The organism is Streptomyces sp. NPDC049837 (assembly GCF_040674455.1).
In the GTDB taxonomy this organism is placed as follows: Bacteria; Actinomycetota; Actinomycetes; order Streptomycetales; family Streptomycetaceae; genus Streptomyces.
The window spans coordinates 256,739-278,825 of sequence record NZ_JBFAMP010000008.1; the positions used below are offsets into that span (position 1 = coordinate 256,739).

Genomic DNA, 22,087 nt, shown 5'->3' on the forward strand with positions numbered 1-22,087 from the left:
GCTTGTGCGCGGGAAGGGGGCAGGCCCCGCCGGGCCTGCCCCCCGTGTCCTGTCGCGCTAGAGGCTCGCCGCCGCGGACTTGATGGCGGAGGCGAAGGTGGACACCTCGGTGTACACACCGGGGTAGTCGGGCCGTGCGCAGCCCTGGCCCCAGCTCACGATGCCGACCTGTATCCACGCCCCGGCGTTGTCGCGGCGGAACATCGGGCCGCCGGAGTCGCCCTGGCAGGTGTCGACGCCGCCCTGCGGCAGGCCGGCGCAGATCTCCTCGGCCGGGACCAGGTCGTTGCCGTACGCCTGCTTGCAGGTGGCGTCCGAGACGAACGGCACGGTGGCCTTGCGCAGGTAGCGCTGCTGGGGGCCGCCCTCGCGGGTGGCGCCCCAGCCGGCGACGGTGAAGGTGCCGTTGTTGTACGCCGTGTTCGTCGCGATGTTCAGCGTGGGCAGGTTGATCGGCTGGGCGAGCTTGATCAGGGCCCAGTCCTTGCCCTTGCCGTTGTAGCCGGGCGCCTGGAGGACCTTGGTGGAGCGGACCTTGATGGCGCTGGAGCTCTGGAGGTCCACGACGCCGGCGGTGGCGGTGATGCTGGTGTTGTTGCCGGAGCCGCTGACGCAGTGGGCGGCGGTCAGCACGATCTGCTGGGTGAGCAGGGAGCCGCCGCAGCCCATGGAGAGCCGGACCATCCAGGGGAACTCGCCCTGTGCGGCCGTCGTCCCGCCGACGACGGGCGCGGGTGCGGGCGAGGGTGCCGCGTGGGCGGAGGTGGGCTGGAGGCTGACCGCGGCGAGGACGACGGCGCCGGCCGCGGCGCATCTTTTGATGGCGCGAAGAAGCTTGGACAACTGTCTGCCTTTCGTGGGGGGTTGAGCCTTGCGCGCACGACGGACCCCTGCCGGCAGGCAGCTCTATGACATGGGCCCGTCAAGGCGTGTCCCGGATTATCCGGAGGCCGCCGACGGCGCGACAAGGCCGTGTTTTCGGCCATCGCACTGTTCTTCGACTCCTGTGGGGCGCCCATGGGGGCTCGTACAGTGGAAGTGGGTCGGCGTCGCACATGGGGGCAGGGACGTGGCGAACGGCAGTGAGGTCGTGCACGGCTACCCGCACATCGGCACCGTGCGGGCGGCGATCACCGCCCTGTACCGGCGGCTGACCCAGGAGGGTCTGTACGCGTACGCCGTCAGCGTCGCCCCCGCCGACGTGGCCTTCGCGGACGACGACGACCTGCACCTGGGCGCACAGCGGGTGGCCCACGCGCTGGTGCAGCAGTTGCGGCTGCCGGACGCGCGGATGATCGTCAGCTTCCGGGAGATGACGCACGCGGCGAGCGTCGAACTGGCGGCGGGCCCGGAGTACTTCATCGAACTGAACGACCGGTTCCGCACCCATCGCCGCGACATCGGGGCGGCCCTCGCCCACGAGATCACCCACGTGCTGCTGCACCGGCTCGGCCTGAGCTTCCCCGGGACGCGGGACAACGAGATCCTCACCGACACGGTGGCGACGTACCTGGGGGCCGGCTGGCTGCTGCTGGACGCCTACCGGGAGGACGCGGTGTCGAGCCAGAAGCTGGGCTACCTGACGCCGGAGGAGTTCGGGTACGTGCTGGCCAAGCGGGCGCTGGCGTTCGGGGAGGACCCGTCGCCGTGGTTCACCAGCCCGCAGGGGTACGGCGCGTACACCGACGGGCGGGCGCTGGCCCTGCGCGACGGGCGGCAGCCCCCGCTGACGGCGGCGGGCTGGGCGGGCCGCCACCGGTACGCCAAGGACCGCCGGCACGCCCAGGACCACGGGCCGGGAGCGGACCCCGGGCCGGGGCTCGCGTACGCCTTCGAGGGCGGCGGGCGGGACGCCGCGCTGCGGGTGTCGTTCCCCTGCCCCACCTGCCAGCAGCGCATCCGGGTCCCGGTACGGGGGCGGGTGCGGGCCCGGTGCGGACTGTGCCGGACGGTACTGGAATGCGACACATAAGACGGCCGGGGCGAAATTGACTTGGCGGCGAGGGGGCGGGCGGGCTTAGGTCGGACCATGACGGTCGAGGACATGGAGGACGCGCTCTTCGAAGCCGTGCACGGCGGCGACGAGGACGCGGTGGTCCGCCTGCTGCGGGCGGGCGTTCCCGCCGAGGCGGCCGACGGGGACGGGCAGACCGCCCTCTACCTGGCCGCGGTCAGCGGGCACGTGGGGATCGTGCGGCTGCTGCTCGCCGCCGGGGCCGACCCCGGGCGGGGCAGCGGGGAGCGCGGCGGTGACCTGCCGCTGTGCGGCGCCGCCTGCGGCGGGCACACCCGGGTGGTGCGGGCGCTGCTCGCCGCCGGGGCGCGGCCGGACCAGCGGGAGGAGTTCGGGTTCACCGCGTTGGCGTGGGCGGTGCGGCAGGGGTTCACCGACACCGTGGAGGCCCTGCTGGAGTACGGGGCCGACCCCGGCCTGCCCGGGCCGGCGCCCGGCGGGGAGCCGCCGCTGGTCGCCGCCGCGCGGCGCGGCTCGCCCTCCGTGGTGCGGGCGCTGCTGGAGCGGGGCGCGCCGGGCCTGGAGGAGGCGCTGCGCGAGGCGCTGCGGTGGGCCGCGACGGATGTGGCGGAGGCGCTGCGGCGGGACCTGGTCGAGGCGTACGGGCCGGGCGAGTACGAGATCGCCACCCGGCGGGTCCCGGAGGACGGCGGGGTGACCGTCGTCGTGGAGCTGCTGCGCGACGGGGTGCCCGGGGCGGGCGCCGAACAGCAGACCGGCCACGCGGCGATCGTCACGCTCCTGGAGGGCGCCCTGGGCATCCGCGCCGGCCACGAGGAGCTGGCCGCGCGGGCACTGGACCGCGGCGACCCCGGGCAGGACGACTGGATCGAGTCGGTACGGGCGCTGTGGCGGCGCGGCGACGAGGAGACGTTCCGGGCGGCGGTCGCCTGGACCGCGAGCGACGACCCCCTGCGCCGGGCCTTCGCGGTGGACGTCCTGGCCCGGCTCGGCCGCGGCGAGGACGCGGGTGAGGGTGAGGGTGAGGAGGGCGGTGACGGCACCCGGCGGCCCGCGCGGGAGCGGATGCCGTTCGCGGGGCGGGCGTGGCCGGTGTTGCGGGAGGTGGCGCGGGAGGCGCGGGAGGCGGAGCTGGTGGTGGCCGTCGTGGCCGCGCTCGGGCAGCTCGGGGACCCGGCCGCGTTGCCCGAGATCCTCCGGCACGCGGCGCACCCGGACGCCGGGGTACGGCGCGGGGTGGCCGTCGCGCTCACCGGGCTGGTACCGGCCGGGCACCGCGAGGGCGTGGAGGCGCTGATCAGGCTGAGCCGCGACGCGGAGGGCGAGGTGCGCGACTGGGCGACCCTGGCGCTCGCGGAGTTGCCGGACGACTCCCCCGCCCTGCGGGAGGCCCTGGCCGCCCGGCTGGACGACTCCGACGCGGACACGGCCGCCGAGGCCGCCCGGGGCCTGGCGATGCGTCAGGACGACCGTGCCCTGGAGGCGTTGGCACGCATCCTGGGCAGCGAGGCTCCGGGCGGTTCGGCGCGCGCCATCGCCGAGGCCGCGCTCGTGCACGTACGGGATGAGCGCAACAGGCGCCGCCTGGAGCACACGCTGCCGCGCGGCCGCTGACCCCGCGACGAAGGATCAGCGCAGCCGGAGCGCGCCCGGTGCCCGTTCCTCCATGATCTCCACGAGCTCGTCGAAGAGAGCAGGCCCGAGGGCGCGGCGCGAGACGTCGTGGTCGCGCCACTCGATGGTGAAGTCGCCGTCCTCGGGCGTGCCGAAACCTCCGCTCAGGCAGTCCGCGAACGCGTCGAGGTTGCGGCCGAAGTAGCCGCCGGGGCCGTTCACGGCTTCACCGATGGCCTGCCAGAAGTCGGCCGGTGCGGTGACCCGGCGGCCCTCGATGACGTAGACGCTCAACAGGTGTGGTCGACGAGGTCGAAGGACTCGTAGTGGTCGGCGGTGTAGTAGTCCTCCCGGTCGGCCTCGCCGGTGACGATGCGGCGGGCGCCGCGCGTGTCCGAGCCGGGGGTGATGACCGTGTACTCGTGGTAGTAGCCGGTGGTCCGGCTCGGCAGGATGCCTTCGCGGTTCTGGAAGACGGTGTCGTCCTGGGGGAAGGGGTAGGGGCCGTCGCTCTCGATGAGGCGCAGGGTGTCGTGTGCCTGCGAGGGCAGATCGGAGTAACAGATGTCGCCGACGGCGGCGGCCGTGGTGGGGACAGCGGCCGCCGGGCCGACGAGCAGGGTGGACAGCAGCGCGGCCGCGCCGCCGAGCAGGGTGAACCGTGGGGGGATTCGCATACGCCGATGATGACGCGTGTAGATGTGGTCACGTCAACGCCAAGTCCGTTGTGTTTCCCGGATGTTGACGTGTCCGACACTTACGGGGTGAGACGGTGAACGTCACCTTCGTACGCGGTCGCCGTCACGCCCCCGTACACCGCCGCGGCCCGCTCCGTCGCCGCCTCGCGGGTGAGGGTGGGGCCGGCGTGGGTGACCAGAAGGCGCTTCACGCGCGCGTGCCGGGCGAGCCGCCCGGCGTCCTCGGGGGTGAGGTGGACCTGCTCGCCCTCCCCCGCCGCCCGGTCGATGTCGGCCTCGCAGAGCAGCAGGCCGGCCCCGTCGGCGAGTTCGGCCAGCGCGGGGCAGGGCCCGCTGTCGCCGGAGTACGCGAGGACGGCACCGTCGCAGTCGGCGCGCAGCCCGTACGCCTCGGTGTCGTGCCGGACGGACCGGGCGGTCAGGCGCAGGTCACCGTGGCGGGCCTCGTGGCCGTCGTGCAGGTCGCGGAAGTCGAACACCGGGGGCAGGGAGGCCGGGTCGGGCCGCCCGAGGAAGCCGGCGATCCGGCGGGCGCAGCCGGGCGGGGCGTATACGGGGACGGGGGCGGGCGGGGTGAGGCCGCCGTAGGCGAAGGCGTACAGGGCGGCGAGGAGGTCCGCGCTGTGGTCGGCGTGCAGGTGGGAGATCCAGACGGCGTCGAGCCGGGCGGGGTCGGTGTACCGCTGGAGCTCCCCGAACGTGCCCGGTCCCGCGTCGACCCACACCTGGGCGCCGCCTCCGGTGAGCAGGTACCCGGAGCAGGGGCGTCCGGGTGCGGGGTGCGGGGAGGCGGTGCCGAGGACGGTGAGCGCGAGGGCCATGCGGACGAGGGTAAGGAGGAGGCTGGGCCGGTGTACTACTGGGCCCCGTACACCGGTTGCGGGGGTTCGGCGCGGGCGAGCAGTTCACGGGCGGCCTCGCCCGCTTCGGCCGGGGTCCAGCGGGCCGCCTTGTCGGCGGTGGGGCCGGGGCGCCAGCCCTCCATGACGGTGATGCGGCCCGCCTCCGCCTCGAAGACCCGGCCGGTGACGCCCTCGCTGGGCTCGCCGGAGCCGAGCCAGACGACGAGCGGGGAGACGTTCTCCGGGGCCATGGCGTCGAACCCGCCGTCGCGGGGGGCGGCCATGGTGGCGGCGAAGGTCCGTTCCGTCATGCGGGTGCGGGCGGCCGGGGCGATGGCGTTGACCTGGACGCCGTAGCGGGCGAGTTCGGCGGCCGCGACGAGCGTGAGGGCGAGGACGCCGGCCTTGGCGGCGGCGTAGTTGCCCTGGCCGACGCTGCCCAGGAGCCCGGCGCCGGAGCTGGTGTTGACGACCCGCGCCTGGGGCGTGCGGCCCGCCTTGGCCTCGGCGCGCCAGTGGGCGGCGGCGTGCCGGAGGGGCAGGAAGTGGCCCTTGAGGTGGACGCGTATGACGGCGTCCCAGTCGTCCTCGCCGAGGTTGACGAGCATCCGGTCGCGCAGGAACCCCGCGTTGTTGACGAGCGTGTCGAGCCGCCCGAAGGCGTCGAGCGCGGTGGCGACGAGCGAGGCGGCGCCCTCGGTGGTGGCGACGTCGCCCCCGTGGGCGACGGCTTGCCCGCCCGCCGCCCGGATCTCGTCCACCACCCGCCGGGCGGGGCTGTCGGCCGCCGGGGTGCCGTCCAGGCCGACGCCCAGGTCGTTGACGACGACGTGGGCGCCCTCGGCGGCGAAGGCGAGCGCGTGGGCGCGGCCGAGGCCCCGGCCGGCGCCCGTGACGGCGACGATCCGGCCCGCGCAGCTCCCGGCACGTTCTTCTACGGTCATGTCAGGTCTCCTTGTTGGCGGTAGCGGCGTCCAGGAACGCGGGGCGTTCGCCGCCGCCGTGGACGAGGAGCGACGCCCCGGTGATGTAGGCGGCGCGGTCGGAGGCGAGGAAGACCGCCGCGTCGCCCACGTCCGACGGCTCGGCGAGCCGCCCGAGCGGGACGGTGCGGGCGACCGCCGCGACGCCGGTGTCGTCGCCGTAGTGCAGGTGGGCCAGCTCGGTGCGGACCATGCCGAGCGTCAGGGTGTTCACCCGTACCTCCGGCGCCCACTCCACGGCCATCGAACGGGCCAGGTTCTCCAGGCCCGCCTTGGCCGCGCCGTACGCCGCCGTGCCGGGCGAGGGGCGCGTCCCGCTCACGCTGCCGATCATGACGACCGAGCCCCGGACGGCACGCAGGTGCTCGTAGGCGGCGAGGGAGGCGGTCAGCGGGGCGAGCAGGTTCAGCCCCACCACGCGCGCGTGCTGCTCGGCGGTCCCTTCGGCCAGGGGGCGGTACGGCGTGCCGCCCGCGTTGTTCACGAGCACGTCCAGGCGGCCGTGTTCCGCCACCACGTCGGCGATGAACGCGCGTACGGCGGCCTGTTCGCGTAAGTCCACAGAAATGAACTCGGCCCGGCGGCCGGCCGCTTCGACGGGGCCCGGCGGCGGGCGGCGGGCGCAGACCACGACGTGCGCTCCCGCCGCGAGGAACGCCCGTGCGATGCCCGCGCCGACGCCGCGCGTGCCGCCGGTGACGACGGCGACCCTCCCGTCCAGGCCCCTCCCGTCCAGCTCCATCCGCTGCTACCTTCCTCATCACACAGCGCCTAACAAATGTTTGGTGGAAAGGTAGCTGATCCGCTCATGGGTGTCTCCACCACAAGCCCCGGCAAGGGCGTCACGCTCGTCGAAGTCGACTTCCCGCCCGTCAACGCCCTTCCCGTACGCGGCTGGTACGAGCTGGCCGACGCCGTGCGCGCCGCCGGGCGGGACCCGGACACACGCTGCGTCGTCCTCGCCGCCGCCGGGCGGGGCTTCAACGCGGGCGTCGACATCAAGGAGTTGCAGCGCGACACCCCGGACCGCAGAGCGCTCATCGGGGTGAACCGGGGCTGCGCGGAGGCGTTCTCGGCGGTGTACGAGTGCGAGGTGCCGGTCGTCGCGGCCGTGCACGGCTTCTGCCTCGGCGGCGGCATCGGGCTCGTCGGCAACGCGGACGCGATCGTGGCCTCCGACGACGCCACCTTCGGGCTGCCGGAGCTGGACCGGGGCGCGCTCGGCGCCGCCACCCACCTGGCCCGGCTGGTCCCCCAGCACCTGATGCGGGCGCTGTACTACACCTCCCGCACCGCCACCGCCGCCGAGCTGCACGCCCACGGGTCGGTGTGGCGGGTCGTGCCGGCAGCAGAACTACGGGGCGCCGCCCTGGAGCTGGCCCGGGAGATCGCCCGCAAGGACGGCACCCTGCTGCGGCTCGCCAAGGCGGCCATCAACGGCATCGACCCCGTCGACGTACGCCGCAGCTACCGCTTCGAGCAGGGCTTCACCTTCGAGGCGAGCCTGAGCGGGGCCGCCGACCGCGTACGCGACAGCTTCGGGAAGGGCCGGGCGACGCCGTGACCGACAAGACGATGACACCCGACGAGGCCGTCGCGAGGCTGCGCAGCGGCATGACGATCGGCATCGGCGGCTGGGGCTCGCGCCGCAAGCCCATGGCCCTGGTGCGCGCACTGCTCCGGTCGGAGATCACCGATCTGACGGTCGTGTCGTACGGCGGTCCCGACGTCGGGCTGCTCGCCGCCGCCGGCCGTATCCGCAGGCTCGTCACCGCCTTCGCCACCCTGGACTCGATCCCCCTGGAGCCGCACTTCCGGGCGGCCCGCGAGCGCGGCGCCTTCGAACTGACGGAGTACGACGAGGCCATGGTCATGTGGGGCCTGCGGGCCGCCGCCCACCGGCTGCCCTTCCTCCCCGTGCGCGCGGGGCTCGGCTCCGACGTCATGCGGGTGAACCCCGCCCTTCGTACCGTGCGCTCCCCGTACGAGGACGGCGAGGAGCTCGTCGCCGTGCCCGCGCTGCGCATGGACGCCGCCCTCGTGCACGTCAACCGCGCCGACCGGCTCGGCAACGGCCAGTACCTGGGCCCCGACCCCTACTTCGACGACCTGTTCTGCCAGGCCGCCGACACCGCGTACGTCTCGTGCGAACGGCTCGTCGGGACCGCCGAGCTGACGAAGGGCGCCGCCCCGCAGACGCTGCTGATCCAGCGCCAGTACGTCACCGGGGTCGTCGAGACGCCGAACGGCGCCCACTTCACCTCCTGCGCCCCCGACCACGGGCGCGACGAGGCGTTCCAGAAGCTGTACGCGACGACGCCCTGGCCCGAGTTCGCCGGCCGATTCCTGTCGGGCGGCAGCGAACGCGCGTACCAGGCGGCCGTCCAGGCGTGGCGGGAGGAGCAGCGATGACCGTGTCCCGTGACTCCCGTGCCTCCCGTGCCTCCCGTGCCGAGTACTGCGTCGTCGCGTGCGCCGAGGCCTGGCGCGGCGACGGCGAGGTCCTCGCGAGCCCCATGGGCCTGATCCCCTCGCTCGGTGCCCGGCTCGCCCGGCTCACCTTCTCCCCCGACCTGCTCCTCACCGACGGCGAGGCGATGCTGGTCCGCCCCGACGGCACCGTCGAGGGCTGGCTGCCGTACCGCCGCCACCTCGCGCTGGTCACCGGTGGCAGGCGGCACGTGATGATGGGCGCGAGCCAGCTCGACCGGTACGGCAACCAGAACATCTCCTGCATCGGCGACTGGGCCCGGCCCGCCCGCCAGCTCCTCGGTGTGCGGGGCGCGCCCGTCAACACCCTCAACAACCCCACCAGTTACTGGGTGCCGCGCCACTCCCGCCGCGTGTTCGTCGAGCGCGTCGACATGGTGTGCGGGGTCGGGTACGACCGGGCGGCCGCCACCGGAGCCCGCTTCCACCGCATCCCGCGCGTGGTCAGCGACCTCGGGGTCTTCGACTTCGCCACGCCCGACCGCTCCATGCGGCTGGTCTCCGTCCACCCGGGCGTCACCGTCGAGGAGGTCCGGGCGGCGACCGGCTTCCCGCTCGCGGTCGCCGACGACGTCCCGTACACCCGCGAACCGGCCGCCGAGGAGCTCCGGCTGATCCGCGAGGTGCTGGATCCCAGCGGTACGCGGGACCGCGAGGTGACGGCCTGATGGACACCGCGCTGACCAAGCTGACGGGCGTGCGGTACCCCATCGTCCAGACCGGCATGGGGTGGGTCGCCGGGCCGCGCCTGGTCACGGCCACCGCCCGCGCGGGCGCGCTCGGCATCCTGGCCTCCGCCACCATGACCACCGGCGAGCTGCGGGCGGCCGTCCGTGAGGTCAAGTCCCGCACGGACGCGCCGTTCGGCGTCAATCTGCGGGCGGACGCGGCCGATGCCCGGGAGCGGGTGCGGATCATCGTGGAGGAGGGCGTACGGGTCGCCTCGTTCGCGCTGGCGCCCTCGCGGGAGCTGATCGCCGAGCTGAAGGACGCGGGCGTGGTGGTCATCCCGTCCGTCGGCGCCCGCCGCCACGCCGAGAAGGTGGCGGCGTGGGGCGCGGACGCGGTGATCGCGCAGGGCGCCGAGGGCGGCGGGCACACCGGTGAGGTGGCCACGTCCGTGCTGCTGCCCCAGGTCGTGGACGCCGTGGACGTCCCGGTCGTCGCGGCGGGCGGGTTCCACGACGGGCGCGGGCTGGTGGCGGCGCTGGCGTACGGAGCGGCGGGCATCGCCATGGGCACCCGCTTCCTGCTGACTTCCGACTCGCCCGTCCCCGGCCCGGTGAAGGCCGCCTACCTGGCGGCGACGGTCCGGGACGTCACGGTGACGACCGCCGTCGACGGGCTGCCGCACCGCATGCTGCGTACCGACTTCGTCGCCGCCCTCGAACGCGCGGGCCGCGTGAGGGCGTTGGCGGAGGCGGTACGGCGGGCCGCCCGGTTCCGGAAACTGTCCGGCCTGTCGTGGGCGCGGATGGTCCGGGACGGGCGGGCCATGAAGCGCGGCAAGGACCTGTCGTGGAGCCAGGTCCTGCTCGCCGCGAACACGCCCGTGCTGTTGCGGGCGTCCATGGTCGAGGGCCGCACCGACCTCGGCGTGATGGCCTCGGGGCAGGTCGCGGGGGTGATCGAGGACCTTCCGAGCTGCGAGGACCTCGTCCGGCGCGTCATGTCCGAGGCACAGCACGTGCTCCGCTCCCTGCCCTCTCCCGAAGGAGCCGGTCCATGACCCTGACGAGACGCACACTCCTCACCACCGCGACGACGGCCGCGTTCCTCGCGGCCACGGGAACCGCCAAGGCGGGCACCACCGGCCGCCACATCCCCCTCCAGGGCGCGGTCAACGTCCGCGACCTGGGCGGTCACCTCACCTACGACGGCGAGACGGTACGCCCCGGCCTGGTCTACCGGGCCGACGGGCTGAGCAGGCTCACCGACACCGACGTGGCCACGCTCTCCGGCCTCCGCCTGGCGAAGGTCATCGACTTCCGCATCCCGCTGGAGGTCCAGTACGACGGGGCCGACCGCCTCCCGGACGGCCTCACGCCCGTCTCCCGCCCGGTCACCGACAACGGGCTGTACGCGCGGCTGCGCACCGCGATCGGGTCGGCCGACCCGGTCCGGCAGGAGGAGATGCTGGGCGGCGGCAAGGCGGCCGCGTTCATGCGGGACGTGTACCGCACCTTCGTCACCAGCGCCGACAACCGGGCGCAGTTCGGCGCCACGCTCCGGGACATCGCGGCCGCGCGCCGGGCCCCGCTGCTCTACCACTGCACGGCCGGCAAGGACCGCACCGGCTGGACGAGCTGGCTGCTGCTGACCGCGCTCGGCGTACCCGAGCGGACGGCCGTGGCCGACTACCTGGCGTCGAACACCTTCCGCGCCACGTACGACGCCGCGCTGCGGGCGTACCTGAAGCAGGCGGGGCTGATGCAGAACCCCGACCTGCTCATTCCGTTGCAGGAGGTGCGGACGGAGTACCTGGACGCGGCGCTGGCGGCCGCGTCGGAGGTGTACGGCGGCCTGTACCGGTACCTGACCGCGGGGCTGGGCCTGGACCACCGCACACTCGCGGCGCTCCGGGCCCAGCTCGTGGGCTGAGCGGTCGGGGACCGGTCCCGGCCTAGGCGGCGGTGCGGCGGCCGCCGCGCCCGGTCGGGCGACCCGCGCCCGTGCCGGTGGTGCCGCCGCCGGTGGTGGCGCGCCGGCGACGCGGTGCGCCCGCCTGGGTGCTCGCGCCGGCGGCCGTCGCCGCACCGGTGCCGGTGCCGCCGCCCTGGCCGCTGCGCCGGGGGCGGCGGCGCCGTCCGGGCTTGCCGGAGGTCTGCGCGGCGGGCTGGGCCGGCTGCGGGACCTCGATGGTGACCGGTATGCCGGACGGTTCGCGGGCGCCGGTGAGCCGGGCCAGTTCCTCGTCGGACGACTTGACGCGGGCGGCGCGCGGGGTGATGCCCGCGTGGGACATCAGCTTGGTCATGTCGCGCTTCTGCTCGGGCAGGACGAGCGTGACGACGCTGCCGGACTCGCCCGCGCGGGCGGTACGGCCGCCTCGGTGCAGGTAGTCCTTGTGGTCGGTGGGCGGGTCGACGTTCACGACGAGGTCGAGGTCGTCGACGTGGATGCCCCGGGCCGCCACGTTGGTCGCGACGAGCGCGGTGACCTGACCGTTCTTGAACTGGTCCAGGGTCCGGTTGCGCTGCGGCTGCGAACGCCCGCCGTGCAGGCCGGCGGCCCGTACGCCGCTGGCGAGGAGCCGCTTGACCAGCCGGTCCACGGAGCGCTTGGTGTCCAGGAAGAGGATCACCCGGCCGTCGCGCGCCGCGATGCGCGCGGTGACGGCCTTCTTGTCGGTCTCGTCGGCGACGTACAGGACGTGGTGCTCCATGGTGGAGACCGCGCCCGCCGACGGGTCGACCGAGTGGACGACGGGGTCGGTGAGGAACATCCGCACCAGCCGGTCGATGTTCTGGTCGAGCGTGGCGGAGAACAGCATGCGCTGCCCGTCCGGCTCGACCTGCTTCAGCAGCGCGGTGACCTGCGGGAGGAAGCCCATGTCGGCCATCTGGTCGGCCTCGTCCAGGACGGTGACCGACACCTGGTCGATGCGGCAGTCGCCGCGCTCGATGAGGTCCTTGAGGCGGCCGGGGGTGGCGACCAGGATCTCGGCGCCGCGCCGCAGCGCACCGGCCTGCCGGGTGATCGACATGCCGCCGACGACGGTGGCGATCCGGAGCTGCACGGAGGTCGCGTACGGGGTGAGGGCGTCGGTCACCTGCTGTGCCAGCTCGCGCGTGGGGACCAGGACCATGCCGAGCGGGGCCTTCGGCTCGGCGCGCCGGCCGGCCGTGCGGGCGAGCAGGGCGAGGCCGAAGGCGAGGGTCTTGCCGGAGCCGGTGCGGCCCCGGCCGAGGATGTCGCGGCCCGCGAGCGAGTTCGGCAGGGTGGCGGCCTGGATGGGGAACGGCTCGGTGACGCCCTGGGCGGTGAGCGTCTTGAGGAGGGCGGCCGGCATGTCGAGGTCGTCGAAGGCCGCGACCGGGGGCAGCGCGGGGGTGGCGGTTTCCGGCAGGGTGAATTCGCGCGGGGGCGCGACGGTGGCGCGGTTGCCCGTGCCGCGGGCGGGCGCCTTGCCGTTTCCGGCCGTCCTGCCGTTTCCGGCTGCCCTGCCGTTTCCGGAGCGCGCGGAATTCGCGTTCCCGGAGCGCGCGGGGCGCTTACGGGCGGGGCGTTCGGGTCGAGTCGTCGTCATACATTTGCCTTCCTTGGCCTGAGCAGGCCTGTGCAGGGCCTGAGCACAGCACAAGCCGGGACCCGCACCTGCGACTGCATGGTGCGGGTCCCGGCTGCGAGATACCGGTGCTGTGTGTCCGGTGATCAGGCGGGGAGGATGTTCTCCGCCTGCGGGCCCTTCTGGCCCTGCGTGACGTCGAAGGTCACCTTCTGGCCTTCCTGGAGCTCACGGAAGCCCGAGGTGGCGATGTTGGAGTAGTGGGCGAAGACGTCGGCGCCGCCGCCGTCCTGCTCGATGAAGCCGAAGCCCTTTTCCGAGTTGAACCACTTCACGGTACCGGTGGCCATAATTATCTCCTGATGGTGTCGGGGCCCCATCCGGAGAAAGCCGGTAAAACAATAATGCGCCTGAGGAACATTCCCGTCAGGCGCACATAAAGTTCATGGGTACCAAAACTGCAACGTGGACAACCGTAGCACACCACCCCGGCGGGCCGTCCGCAACCAGGCACGCTGGAGCCTCGCTACAGCCGCTCGATGATCGTCACGTTGGCCTGGCCGCCGCCCTCGCACATCGTTTGGAGCCCGAACCGCCCGCCGGTGCGCTCCAGTTCGTGCAGGAGCGTGGTCATGAGGCGGACGCCCGTGGCGCCCAAGGGGTGGCCGAGGGCTATGGCGCCGCCGTTGACGTTCACCCGGTCGGGGTCGGCGCCCGTTTCGGTGAGCCAGGCGAGGACGACGGGGGCGAACGCCTCGTTGATCTCGACGAGGTCGATGTCGCCGATGGTCATGCCGGTCTTCTTCAGGGCGTGCGCGGTCGCCGGGATGGGCGCCGTCAGCATGCGGATGGGGTCCTCGCCGCGTACCGACAGGTGGTGGACGCGGGCCCGGGACGTGAGCCCGTGCGCGGCGACGGCCCGCTCGCTCGCCAGCAGCATCGCCGCCGCCCCGTCGGAGACCTGGGAGGAGCAGGCGGCGGTGACGGTGCCGCCCTCCAGGACGGGCTTCAGCCCGGCCATCTTCTCCAGGCCGGTGTCGCGGCGCGGGCCCTCGTCCGCCGTGACCGCCCCGTAGGCCACCGTCTCGCGGGCGAAGCGCCCCTCGTCGGTCGCGCGGACCGCCCGCCGGTGCGAGCGCAGCGCGTACTCCTCCTGGTCCGCCCGCGTGATGCCCCACTGCCGCGCGATCATCTCCGCCCCGGTGAACTGGTTGACCGGCGCGTCGCCGTACCGGGCGCGCCAGCCCTCCGAGCCGGCGAAGGGGCCCTCGGTGAGGCCGAGGGGGACGGCGGCCTGCCGGGAGGCGTACGCGATCGGGACCATCGTCATGTTCTGGGTGCCGCCCGCCACGACCAGGTCCTGGGTGCCGGACATGACCGCCTGGGCGGCGAAGTGCACGGCCTGCTGGGAGGAGCCGCACTGGCGGTCGACGGTGACGCCGGGCACCTCCTCCGGCAGCCCGGCGGCCAGCCATGCCGTGCGGGCGATGTCGCCGGCCTGGGGGCCGACCGTGTCCAGGCAGCCGAACACGACGTCGTCGACGGCCGCCGGGTCGACGCCCGAGCGGTCGACGAGCGCCTTCAGGACGTGGGCGCCCAGGTCGGCGGGGTGGACGGCGCCGAGGCCGCCTCCGCGCCGGCCGACGGGGGTGCGTACCGCTTCGACGATGTAGGCCTCACCCATCAGACTTCCTCTCAGGTTCGTACGGCGATACCGTCCAGCACCATCGACAGGTACTGGCGGGCGATCTCCTCCGGGCTGTGCAGGCCCCCCGGCCGGTACCAGGACGCCGCCACCCAGACGGTGTCGCGCACGAACCGGTAGGTGAGCCGGACGTCCAGGTCGGCGCGGAAGACCCTGGCGGCGACGCCGCGCTCCAGCGTCCCGAGCCACGCCTTCTCGAACTTCACCTGGGAGTCGGAGAGGTACTGGAAGCGCGGCTGGGTGGCGAGGTGGCGCCATTCCTTCTGGTAGATGGCGACGGCGGCGCGGTGGCGGTCGATCTCGCGGAACGATTCGGTGACGAGCGCCTCGATGGTCTCGCGCGGCCCGAGTCCGGCGGCGAGGACGGCGTCGTACCCGGTCCACAGCTCGTCGAGGAAGTCGGACAGGATCTCGTCGACCATCGATTCCTTGGAATCGAAGTGGTAGTAGAGGCTGCCGGCGAGCATGCCGGCCTCGTCGGCGATCTTCCGGACGGTGGTGGCGTTGTAGCCGTGCGCGGCGAACACCTCCGCCGCCGTGGCGAGGAGTTCGGCGCGCCGTTCGGGGGCGGGGGCGGTCACCTGGGGCTTCTTCGTCTGCTTCGGCACGGGGACATTGTGGTCCTAGGCGTGCTGGCTGCTGACGGACACGGTCTCGCCGGTCATGTACGAGGAGTAGCCGCTGGCCAGGAAGACGATGACGTTGGCGACCTCCCACGGCTCGGCGTACCGCCCGAACGCCTCCCGCTCGGTCAGCTCCTCCAGCAGTTCGGCGGAGGTGACCTTCACCAGGTGCGGGTGCATGGCGAGGCTCGGCGCGACGGCGTTGACGCGGACGCCGTACGGGGCGGCTTCGAGTGCCGCGCAGCGGGTGAGCGCCATGACGCCCGCCTTGGCGGCGGCGTAGTGGGCCTGGCCCGCCTGGGCGCGCCAGCCGACGACGGAGGCGTTGTTGACGACGACGCCGCCGCTGTCCTGTTCGCGGAGGAGCCTGAGCGCCGCCCTGGTGCACCGGAACGTCCCGTTCAGCGTCACGTCCAGGACCCGGTTCCACTGCTCGTCGGTCATGTCGGCGAGGTGCGCGGTGCCGCCGAGGCCGGCGTTGTTGACGACCACGTCGAGTGCGCCGTGGAGCCGTACCGCCTCCGCGAACAGCGCCTGCACCTGGGCCTCTTCGGTGACGTCGCAGGGCTGGGCGGCGACGGCCGGCGGCCCGAACTCCTCCGCCAGCGCCCGCTCGGTCTCCTTCAGGCGCCGGGTGTGCGCGTCGCTGATGAGGACCCGTGCGCCCTCCTCCAGGAAGCGGCGTGCGGTGGCGCCGCCGATCCCGGCTCCGGCGGCGGCCGTGATGACGGCGGTACGTCCGGCCAGCAGGCCGTGAGCGGGGACGTACTCGACGCTCTTCATGGCCGTACGCTAACCTGCCAAACGCTTGTTAGGGAAGGGGAGCGCCGTGGACGAGTCCCTCGAAGCCTTCCGGGCCGAGGCCCGCGCCTGGCTGACCGCGCACGTACCGCCCGAGCCGCTGCCGTCGCTGGAGACGGCGGAGGGCTTCGAGGCGCACCGCGCGTGGGAGGCGGAGCTGCACGCGGGGGGCTGGTCGGTGGTCACCTGGCCCGAGCGGTACGGCGGGCGGGGCGTGGACCTGTTCCACTGGCTGGCCTTCGAGGAGGAGTACTGGGCGGCGGGCGCGCCCGGCCGGGTCTCGCAGAACGGCATCAGCCTGCTCGCCCCGACCCTCTTCGACCACGGCACGGACGAGCAGCGGGACCGCGTCCTGCCGTCGATGGCGAGCGGCGGGACGGTCTGGGCCCAGGCCTGGTCCGAGCCCGAGGCGGGCTCCGACCTCGCCTCCTTGCGTTCCCGGGCGGTCCGCACGGACGGCGGCTGGCTGCTGCACGGGCAGAAGACCTGGTCGTCGCGGGCCGCGTTCGCCGACCGGGCGTTCGGGATATTCCGTACGGACCCGGCGGCGGCCAGGCCGCACCAGGGCCTGTCGTACCTGATGTTCGGGCTGCGGGAGCCGGGGGTAACCGTGCGGCCGATTCCCCGGCTGGATGGGAAGCCGGCGTTCGCCGAGCTGTTCCTGGACGGGGTGTTCGTGCCGGACGAGGACGTGATCGGCGCGCCCGGGGACGGCTGGCGGATCGCGATGGCGGCGACCGGCAACGAGCGCGGTCTGATGCTGCGCTCCCCCGGCCGCTTCCTGGCGTCCGCCGGCCGGCTGGTGAAGCTGTGGCGGGAGCGCGGGCGGGACCCGGGCGTGCGCGACCGGGTGGCGGACGCGGTGATCGGGGCGCGGGCGTACCAGCTCTTCACCGAGCTCGCCGCGTCCGCCGGCCCGGTGGGCGCGGAATCCAGCCTGAACAAGGTCTTCTGGTCGGAGTACGACATCGCCCTGCACGAGACGGCGCTCGACCTGCTCGGCGACGAGGGCGAGTTCGACGGCCCGTGGCCGGAGGGGTACACCTTCGCGCTCGCCGGACCCATCTACGCCGGGACGAACGAGATCCAGCGGGACATCATCGCCGAGCGGCTGCTCGGCCTGCCGAAGGGCCGCCGCTGATGCCACTTCACCTCACCGAGCAGCACCGGGACTTCGCCCGGTCGCTGGACGCCATGCTGACCGCCTCGGACACCCCGTCGGCGGTACGGGCGTGGGCGGCCGGGGACCCTGTCCCGGGGCGGGCGCTGCGGGCGCGGCTGGCGGAGGCGGGGGTGTTCGCCCTGGCGGTGCCGGAGGCGTACGAGGGCGGGCTGGGCGTGCTGCCGCTGGAGGTGGCGCTGGCGTTCGTGGAGCTGGGGCGGCACGCGGTGCCCGGGCCGGTGGTGGAGACGGTCGCGGTGGCGGCGCTGCTGGACCGGCTGGGCGACGGCGGGCCCGCCAAGCGCCGGCTGCCGGGCATCGCCGCCGGCGAGCTGTCGGCCACCCTGGCGGTGGGGTCCGGGTACGCCCTGGACGCCGACACGGCCGACCTGGTCCTGGTGGTGGCGGGCGACGAGCTGCGGGTGGCCCCCGGGCACGGTCCGGTGCGGGTGGGCGCCGATCCGGCGCGGCGGCTCGCGCGGCCGGCGCCCGGCGGGGAGGTCCTCGCGGCGGGGCCGCACGTGGTGGAGGCGGCACGGTACGCGGCGCGGTGGGCGGCCCTGGCGACGGCCGCGCAGGCGCTGGGCGTCGGGTACGCGCTGCTGGACCGGACGGTGGCGTACGTGAGGCAGCGCACCCAGTTCGGGGCGGCGATCGGCTCGTTCCAGGCGGTCAAGCACCGGCTGGCGGACACCCTGCTGGCGCTGGAGTTCGCCCGGCCGCTGCTGTACGGGGCGGCGCTGTCCCTGCGTACCCCCGACGTCGCCGCCGCCAAGGTGACGGCCGGGGAGGCGGCGTACGGGGCCGCCCGCACCGCGCTCCAACTGCACGGCGCCATCGGCTACACCGAGGAGCTCGACCTGGCGCTCTGGCTGCGCAAGGCGCGCCCCCTGCGGGACGCGTGGGGCACGCCCGCGTGGTGCCGGGCGCGGGTGCTGGACGGTGACGCCCAGGCCACGCGTACGGCCCGCCGGGTGGACCGGCGGGCCGTCGGTGCCGGAAATGACCGGGTCAGGTGAGCCAGCTACCGGCGGCACACCCGGAGGCGTTCACCCACCGGTGGGAGCCGATGTTGTTGAGCACCCGGCCACCGTTGTTGGTGTAGTAGTTGTCGGACAGGTCGTCGGCATACAGCTCGTACGGCGAGAGGCAGACGTAGCCGTACTCGTAGCGGTAGCCGCTGGTGCGGTAGAAGGCGACGACGTCCAGGTTGCCGACGTAGCCGCTGTTCATCACGGACTTGGGCTGGCTGTACTCCGTGCCGGTGAAGGCGCCGGAGCTGTCGCCCCAGGCGTAGTCGTCGCCCGGGGTCGCTCCCAGCAGCGTGCCCGTGCAGTCGTAGCCGTTCCAGGCGCGGACCATCCCGTCACGGCCGTGCTGGTTCCAGTCGTAGTCGCAGTAGGCGCCCTGGGCCGCCGCCTGGGCGGACGTGGGGACCGCGACGCCGAAGGCCGCCAGGCCCAGGGCTGCGAGGGCTGTGCCCAACTTGCGCATCGTTCACTCCTTTTGTCGGCCTCGTCGGAGGCATGCCGGATCCACGGACGACGACCGTGGACGTCTGGGGGCGCGCTCAGGCGCGGGGGGCGACGAGCTTCGCCGCCTGGGCCAGCGCCCGGAGCCGCAGCCGGGCGTAGGTGTCGAGCGCCTCGCCGTACTGGCCGCGCAGCGCGTTGACGTACTGGGTCTCCAGCTCCTTGCCGATGACCCTCAAGCGGCTGTCCCTGGCGCACGTCGCGTCGGCGACGGCGAGCTTCCGCTCGGCTTCGAAGGAGGCGGGTTGTGCTTGGCGGGCCTCGGCCGGGTTCTTGTAGGGGTGGCCCGCCCGTTCCATGCACGCCGACCAGTCCGCCAGGGCCGCGGTGAAGCGCCGGTCGGCCATCACCTTGGGGACGTAGAGCGGCTGGAGGCTCATGGCGGTCTTCTCCGCCCGGAACCAGGCCTTGGGGTCCCCGTACAGGTGCTTCTCGGACTCGGCCACGCACCCGCCCACCCGTTTGCGGACCGTTCCGCCGGTGGGCAGCTCGGCCGTCAGCTCGGGCGCGTCCACCCCTTCGTCCAGGGCCTTGTCGTACGCCGCACGGCGCTCGGCCGGGAGGCCCTGGCGGTGGGCGAGGTTGGGGTTGGCGCGCTTGGCCTGTTCGTGCTTCGCCCGGATGCGGCTGCCGTAGCCGTGCGCGCGGGCCCAGTCGACGTCGTCCGACACGTAGCCGAACGTGCGGCTCTCCTCCAGGCTCAGCCGCTCGGCCTCGTGGTACGTGAAGCCCTCGCGGGCCATGCAGTCCTTGATCAGCCGCTGCTGGGCGTCCGCGACGCGGAGCTGTTCGGCCTCGGTGAGCGGCCGGAGGCCGGCCGGCGCCGGGGTGGCGGCCGCGTTCCGGGCGCCCGGTGCGTTCCGCGGGTGCGGTGTGTCGCCCGTGCACCCCGTCACCAGGGTCGCCACGACGGTGGCCAGCACCGCCGCGGCGACCCGGGCAGACGTCCGCTTCATACCGATGCTCCCCCGTTGCTTCGGTACCTCTCTCCTACGGGGCAGACACTAGGGGCGGGGGCGGCCCGCCGGTCCTGACGGATGTCAGTACCGCCGTGGCCTGAGGTGATGCGGCCGCGCGCAGGCAGTCGCTATTGTCATGCCCCCGTGACGACCGTGACTGTCCAGCTCCCCGAACCGGCGCCCCGGCACTCGGACGAGCCGCCGCCCAAGCCCCGCCTTCTTCATATGAGCCCGGGCCAGAGCGCCGACTTCGGCCGGGGTACGCCCGGAGCCCCGCTCCCCATTCCCCTCGACGACCCCGGCGTCTCCCGGTACGCCGGGCAGATCACCGCCACCGAGGACTACTGGCGGCTGTCCAACTACAGCCTGGGCGCCACCTACGTCGTCGAGAACATGGAGGGTGGCGGTGAGCACATCAAGGTCGCACCCGGCCGGATCGGCGCCCCCGTGCCGTTCGAGCTGTCGCGGGTGATCCTGCCCGCGGCCGACGGCTCGGTGGGGTTCAAGGTGTTCGCGCCGCAGCACGCGTACCGGGAACCGGGCCGCGCCCCCGGCGCCGGCGAACCGACCACCACGCCCTTCTCCCTGGACCCCACGTCCAAGTACTTCCTGGTGCTGCTCGCCCTGTGCGAGCCGAGGCTGCGCCGCCCGTCGGACGCGGCGGTGCCGGGCGTGGGGGAGGTCGTCGAACGGCTGCGGCCCCTGCCGTCCTGCGCGGGGCTGACCCGGTCGGCCGTCAACTACCACATCGACTATCTCGTCACGGCCAAACTGCGGCTGCGCGAGGACCCCGACGAGCCGGCCACGGGCGGTGCCAAGCGGAGCCGGCTCGTCTCCCTGGCGCTCCGTTTCGACCTCGTGCGCGAAGAGCACCTGCGCCTCCTTCCCCCGCCCGTCAGACGCTGAACCGAAAGGCCCATCGAGGATGGACCCACACCGCAACGCCACCGGCCTCGACCTGCCCGAGGGGTACCGGATCGCCGACTGGGCCGTGACGGCCCTGCTCGGATCGGGGAGCTGGGGCACCGTCTACGCCGCCGAGCGGGCCGGCGGGGCGCCGGACCAGGTCGCCGTGAAGTTGCTCCGCACCGACCTGCTCACCCCCGGGCAGCGGGCGTCCATGGAGGAACTGATCCGGCAGGAGGTGCGGTTCAGCAGCGAGGCGAAACACCCGAACCTCATACGCACCCACACCGTGGTCGTCCTGCGCGACCCGGACCGGCCCGACCTCGACGGCGTCACCGCGCTGGTCATGGACCGGGCGGAACGCAGCCTCCACGACCTCATCGCGGCCGGCGAGCCGGGCGTGCCCGTCCCCGGCGCCGAGCGCGTCCTCGCCGGGGTCGCCACGGGGCTCGCCCACATGCACGCCCGTGGCTGGGTCCACGCGGACCTGAAACCCGCCAACATCCTGCTCGGCCCGGACGACGCCGTCCGGCTCGCCGACTTCGGGCTCACCGTGGAACTCGACGGCACCCACGCCTACATCCCGCCCATGGGCTCCCTCGACCACGTACCGCCCGAGTGGTGGTCCGAGCGGACCGGCGTCCACGGCACCGCCGTCCGGCAGACGGCCGACATCTGGGCCTTCGGTGTCCTGGCGCACCAGGTGCTGACCGGCGGGCTCCACCCCTTCCCGGGCACCACCGCGCGGGCCCGCGCCCTCGCCGCCCAGTCCTACGCCGCCGGTTCGGCGCAGCTCCGCCTCGACGACGGGTTGCGGCCGGAGTGGCGGGAGCTCATCGGCGCCTGCCTCGCCCCCGACCACGCCGCGCGGGCGGCGCTCGGCGCCGGGGAACTGGCCCGGCGCGCGCGGGACCTCCGGAAGGGTGCGCCCGCCCGGCCGCGCCCGAGACGTACGGCCCTGCTGCTGGGTTCGGGCCTCGGGCTGGCCGCCGTCACGGCCGCCACCCTGGCGCTGCTGCCCGACGGGAGGGACGACGGGAGGCACGAGGGGCCGGCCCCGCCCGCGAGGGCCACACCCGCGACCGGGACCGCGTCCGGTCCGCCCGGGGCCATTCCCCCGGACTCGGACGTGCCGGTCGCCCTGCGGGCGACCATCACGAACGCCGCCAAGCGCTGCACGGACCCGGAGGTCACGCCGGCGTTCCTCGCCGCCATGATCAAGGCCGAGAGCGGCTTCGACCCGCGGGCATCCCGGCCCGCGGCCGGGGAGTACGGCATCGCCATGTGGACGCCGTCGGTGTTCCAGGCGTGGGCCGTGGACGGCGACGGGGACGGCGACAAGGACCACATGTCCCCGCCCGACGCCATCGCGACCATGGCCGTGTTCACGTGCTGGCTCGACCAGCGGTTCAAGGACAACGGGCTGCGCGACAACCTGCCCGCGCTGATGGCCGCCGGCTACCGCACCAGCGACAAGACCGTGATCGAGGCCCGTGGCGTACCGGAACGCACCCGGCCCCATGTGGACGAGGTGCTCCGTTACTTGAAGGAGTACACACGCTGAGGTCG

24 protein-coding genes are annotated in these 22,087 nt (G+C 74.0%); 11 read left to right on the top strand and 13 right to left on the bottom strand.

Annotated elements, in window-relative coordinates; translation table 11 throughout:
• Positions 1 to 57: 57 nt before the first annotated feature.
• The gene (locus AB0J57_RS23005; protein ID WP_366130150.1) at positions 58 to 843 is read right to left on the bottom strand and encodes a serine protease; all 786 of its coding nucleotides are present in this window, start codon (positions 841 to 843) and stop codon (positions 58 to 60) included.
• Positions 844 to 1,069: 226 nt separating this feature from the next.
• Between AB0J57_RS23005 and AB0J57_RS23010 the strand changes: the two genes are divergently transcribed.
• Positions 1,070 to 1,972, top strand: coding sequence for a hypothetical protein (locus AB0J57_RS23010; RefSeq protein ID WP_366130151.1), 903 nt, complete (start codon positions 1,070 to 1,072; stop codon positions 1,970 to 1,972).
• A 57-nt stretch (positions 1,973 to 2,029) separates the two neighbouring features.
• The gene (locus tag AB0J57_RS23015; RefSeq protein WP_366130153.1) at positions 2,030 to 3,589 is read left to right on the top strand and encodes an ankyrin repeat domain-containing protein; all 1,560 of its coding nucleotides are present in this window, start codon (positions 2,030 to 2,032) and stop codon (positions 3,587 to 3,589) included.
• Positions 3,590 to 3,604: 15 nt separating this feature from the next.
• Here the strand turns inward: AB0J57_RS23015 and AB0J57_RS23020 are convergent, their stop codons facing one another.
• The 5 genes from AB0J57_RS23020 to AB0J57_RS23040 all read right to left on the bottom strand — a co-directional run bounded on the left by AB0J57_RS23020 (position 3,605) and on the right by AB0J57_RS23040 (position 6,854).
• A complete protein-coding gene (locus AB0J57_RS23020) occupies positions 3,605 to 3,886 on the bottom strand; it encodes a barstar family protein (RefSeq protein ID WP_366130265.1) in 282 nt (93 codons plus the stop codon).
• Positions 3,880 to 4,266 (bottom strand): ribonuclease domain-containing protein, encoded by a 387-nt coding sequence (locus AB0J57_RS23025; protein ID WP_366130154.1) that lies wholly within the window; start codon positions 4,264 to 4,266, stop codon positions 3,880 to 3,882. The genes AB0J57_RS23020 and AB0J57_RS23025 overlap by 7 nt, the downstream gene beginning before the upstream one ends.
• Positions 4,267 to 4,346: 80 nt before the next feature.
• A complete protein-coding gene (locus AB0J57_RS23030; protein WP_366130155.1) occupies positions 4,347 to 5,108 on the bottom strand; it encodes an MBL fold metallo-hydrolase in 762 nt (253 codons plus the stop codon).
• 35 nt (positions 5,109 to 5,143) lie between these two features.
• Complete coding sequence (locus AB0J57_RS23035; RefSeq protein WP_366130156.1) at positions 5,144 to 6,073, bottom strand: SDR family oxidoreductase; 930 nt, start codon at positions 6,071 to 6,073, stop codon at positions 5,144 to 5,146.
• Between the two features lies 1 nt (position 6,074).
• Positions 6,075 to 6,854, bottom strand: a complete 780-nt coding sequence (locus tag AB0J57_RS23040; protein WP_366130157.1) for an SDR family oxidoreductase — start codon at positions 6,852 to 6,854, stop codon at positions 6,075 to 6,077.
• A 66-nt stretch (positions 6,855 to 6,920) separates the two neighbouring features.
• Here AB0J57_RS23040 and AB0J57_RS23045 point away from each other — a divergent pair, with 66 nt between their 5' ends.
• Genes AB0J57_RS23045 through AB0J57_RS23065 form a run of 5 tightly spaced genes read left to right on the top strand, consistent with a single transcriptional unit; the run spans position 6,921 to position 11,203 of the window.
• A complete protein-coding gene (locus AB0J57_RS23045; protein ID WP_366130158.1) occupies positions 6,921 to 7,676 on the top strand; it encodes an enoyl-CoA hydratase family protein in 756 nt (251 codons plus the stop codon).
• Positions 7,673 to 8,524 carry a CoA-transferase gene (locus AB0J57_RS23050; RefSeq protein ID WP_366130159.1) on the top strand — a complete coding sequence of 284 codons (852 nt, stop codon included), beginning with the start codon at positions 7,673 to 7,675 and terminating at the stop codon, positions 8,522 to 8,524. The genes AB0J57_RS23045 and AB0J57_RS23050 overlap by 4 nt, the downstream gene beginning before the upstream one ends.
• Positions 8,521 to 9,270, top strand: coding sequence for a CoA-transferase (locus tag AB0J57_RS23055; RefSeq protein ID WP_366130160.1), 750 nt, complete (start codon positions 8,521 to 8,523; stop codon positions 9,268 to 9,270). Before AB0J57_RS23050 ends, AB0J57_RS23055 begins: the two co-directional genes overlap by 4 nt.
• Complete coding sequence (locus AB0J57_RS23060; protein WP_366130161.1) at positions 9,270 to 10,331, top strand: nitronate monooxygenase; 1,062 nt, start codon at positions 9,270 to 9,272, stop codon at positions 10,329 to 10,331. The genes AB0J57_RS23055 and AB0J57_RS23060 overlap by 1 nt, the downstream gene beginning before the upstream one ends.
• Positions 10,328 to 11,203, top strand: a complete 876-nt coding sequence (locus AB0J57_RS23065; protein WP_366130162.1) for a tyrosine-protein phosphatase — start codon at positions 10,328 to 10,330, stop codon at positions 11,201 to 11,203. Before AB0J57_RS23060 ends, AB0J57_RS23065 begins: the two co-directional genes overlap by 4 nt.
• A 22-nt stretch (positions 11,204 to 11,225) precedes the next feature.
• On the opposite strand, the gene AB0J57_RS23070 is transcribed toward AB0J57_RS23065, so the two are convergent.
• From AB0J57_RS23070 to AB0J57_RS23090, 5 genes are all read right to left on the bottom strand, one after another.
• A complete protein-coding gene (locus AB0J57_RS23070; protein WP_366130163.1) occupies positions 11,226 to 12,851 on the bottom strand; it encodes a DEAD/DEAH box helicase in 1,626 nt (541 codons plus the stop codon).
• Positions 12,852 to 12,976: 125 nt separating this feature from the next.
• Positions 12,977 to 13,180: a cold-shock protein gene (locus tag AB0J57_RS23075; protein WP_005318814.1), complete on the bottom strand. Its 204-nt coding sequence runs from the start codon at positions 13,178 to 13,180 to the stop codon at positions 12,977 to 12,979.
• Between the two features lie 176 nt (positions 13,181 to 13,356).
• Complete coding sequence (locus AB0J57_RS23080) at positions 13,357 to 14,514, bottom strand: acetyl-CoA C-acetyltransferase (protein WP_366130164.1); 1,158 nt, start codon at positions 14,512 to 14,514, stop codon at positions 13,357 to 13,359.
• Positions 14,515 to 14,525: 11 nt separating this feature from the next.
• Positions 14,526 to 15,143 carry a TetR/AcrR family transcriptional regulator gene (locus tag AB0J57_RS23085; protein ID WP_366130165.1) on the bottom strand — a complete coding sequence of 206 codons (618 nt, stop codon included), beginning with the start codon at positions 15,141 to 15,143 and terminating at the stop codon, positions 14,526 to 14,528.
• Between the two features lie 15 nt (positions 15,144 to 15,158).
• Complete coding sequence (locus AB0J57_RS23090) at positions 15,159 to 15,941, bottom strand: SDR family oxidoreductase (protein WP_366130166.1); 783 nt, start codon at positions 15,939 to 15,941, stop codon at positions 15,159 to 15,161.
• Between the two features lie 46 nt (positions 15,942 to 15,987).
• Between AB0J57_RS23090 and AB0J57_RS23095 the strand changes: the two genes are divergently transcribed.
• Both AB0J57_RS23095 and AB0J57_RS23100 read left to right on the top strand, forming a co-directional pair.
• Positions 15,988 to 17,100, top strand: a complete 1,113-nt coding sequence (locus AB0J57_RS23095) for an acyl-CoA dehydrogenase family protein (protein ID WP_366130167.1) — start codon at positions 15,988 to 15,990, stop codon at positions 17,098 to 17,100.
• The gene (locus AB0J57_RS23100; RefSeq protein WP_366130168.1) at positions 17,100 to 18,140 is read left to right on the top strand and encodes an acyl-CoA dehydrogenase family protein; all 1,041 of its coding nucleotides are present in this window, start codon (positions 17,100 to 17,102) and stop codon (positions 18,138 to 18,140) included. The genes AB0J57_RS23095 and AB0J57_RS23100 overlap by 1 nt, the downstream gene beginning before the upstream one ends.
• Here the strand turns inward: AB0J57_RS23100 and AB0J57_RS23105 are convergent.
• Both AB0J57_RS23105 and AB0J57_RS23110 read right to left on the bottom strand, forming a co-directional pair.
• Positions 18,133 to 18,615, bottom strand: a complete 483-nt coding sequence (locus AB0J57_RS23105) for a hypothetical protein (protein WP_366130169.1) — start codon at positions 18,613 to 18,615, stop codon at positions 18,133 to 18,135. The two genes, AB0J57_RS23100 and AB0J57_RS23105, sit on opposite strands and share 8 nt — an antisense overlap.
• A 76-nt stretch (positions 18,616 to 18,691) precedes the next feature.
• Complete coding sequence (locus AB0J57_RS23110; RefSeq protein WP_366130170.1) at positions 18,692 to 19,609, bottom strand: hypothetical protein; 918 nt, start codon at positions 19,607 to 19,609, stop codon at positions 18,692 to 18,694.
• A gap of 156 nt (positions 19,610 to 19,765) precedes the next feature.
• On the opposite strand from AB0J57_RS23110, the gene AB0J57_RS23115 reads away from it, so the two are divergent.
• Both AB0J57_RS23115 and AB0J57_RS23120 read left to right on the top strand, forming a co-directional pair.
• Entirely contained in the window at positions 19,766 to 20,518 is a 753-nt protein-coding gene (locus AB0J57_RS23115) for a serine/threonine protein kinase (RefSeq protein ID WP_366130266.1), read from the top strand.
• A gap of 19 nt (positions 20,519 to 20,537) precedes the next feature.
• The gene (locus tag AB0J57_RS23120; RefSeq protein ID WP_366130171.1) at positions 20,538 to 22,082 is read left to right on the top strand and encodes a serine/threonine-protein kinase; all 1,545 of its coding nucleotides are present in this window, start codon (positions 20,538 to 20,540) and stop codon (positions 22,080 to 22,082) included.
• Positions 22,083 to 22,087: the final 5 nt, after the last annotated feature.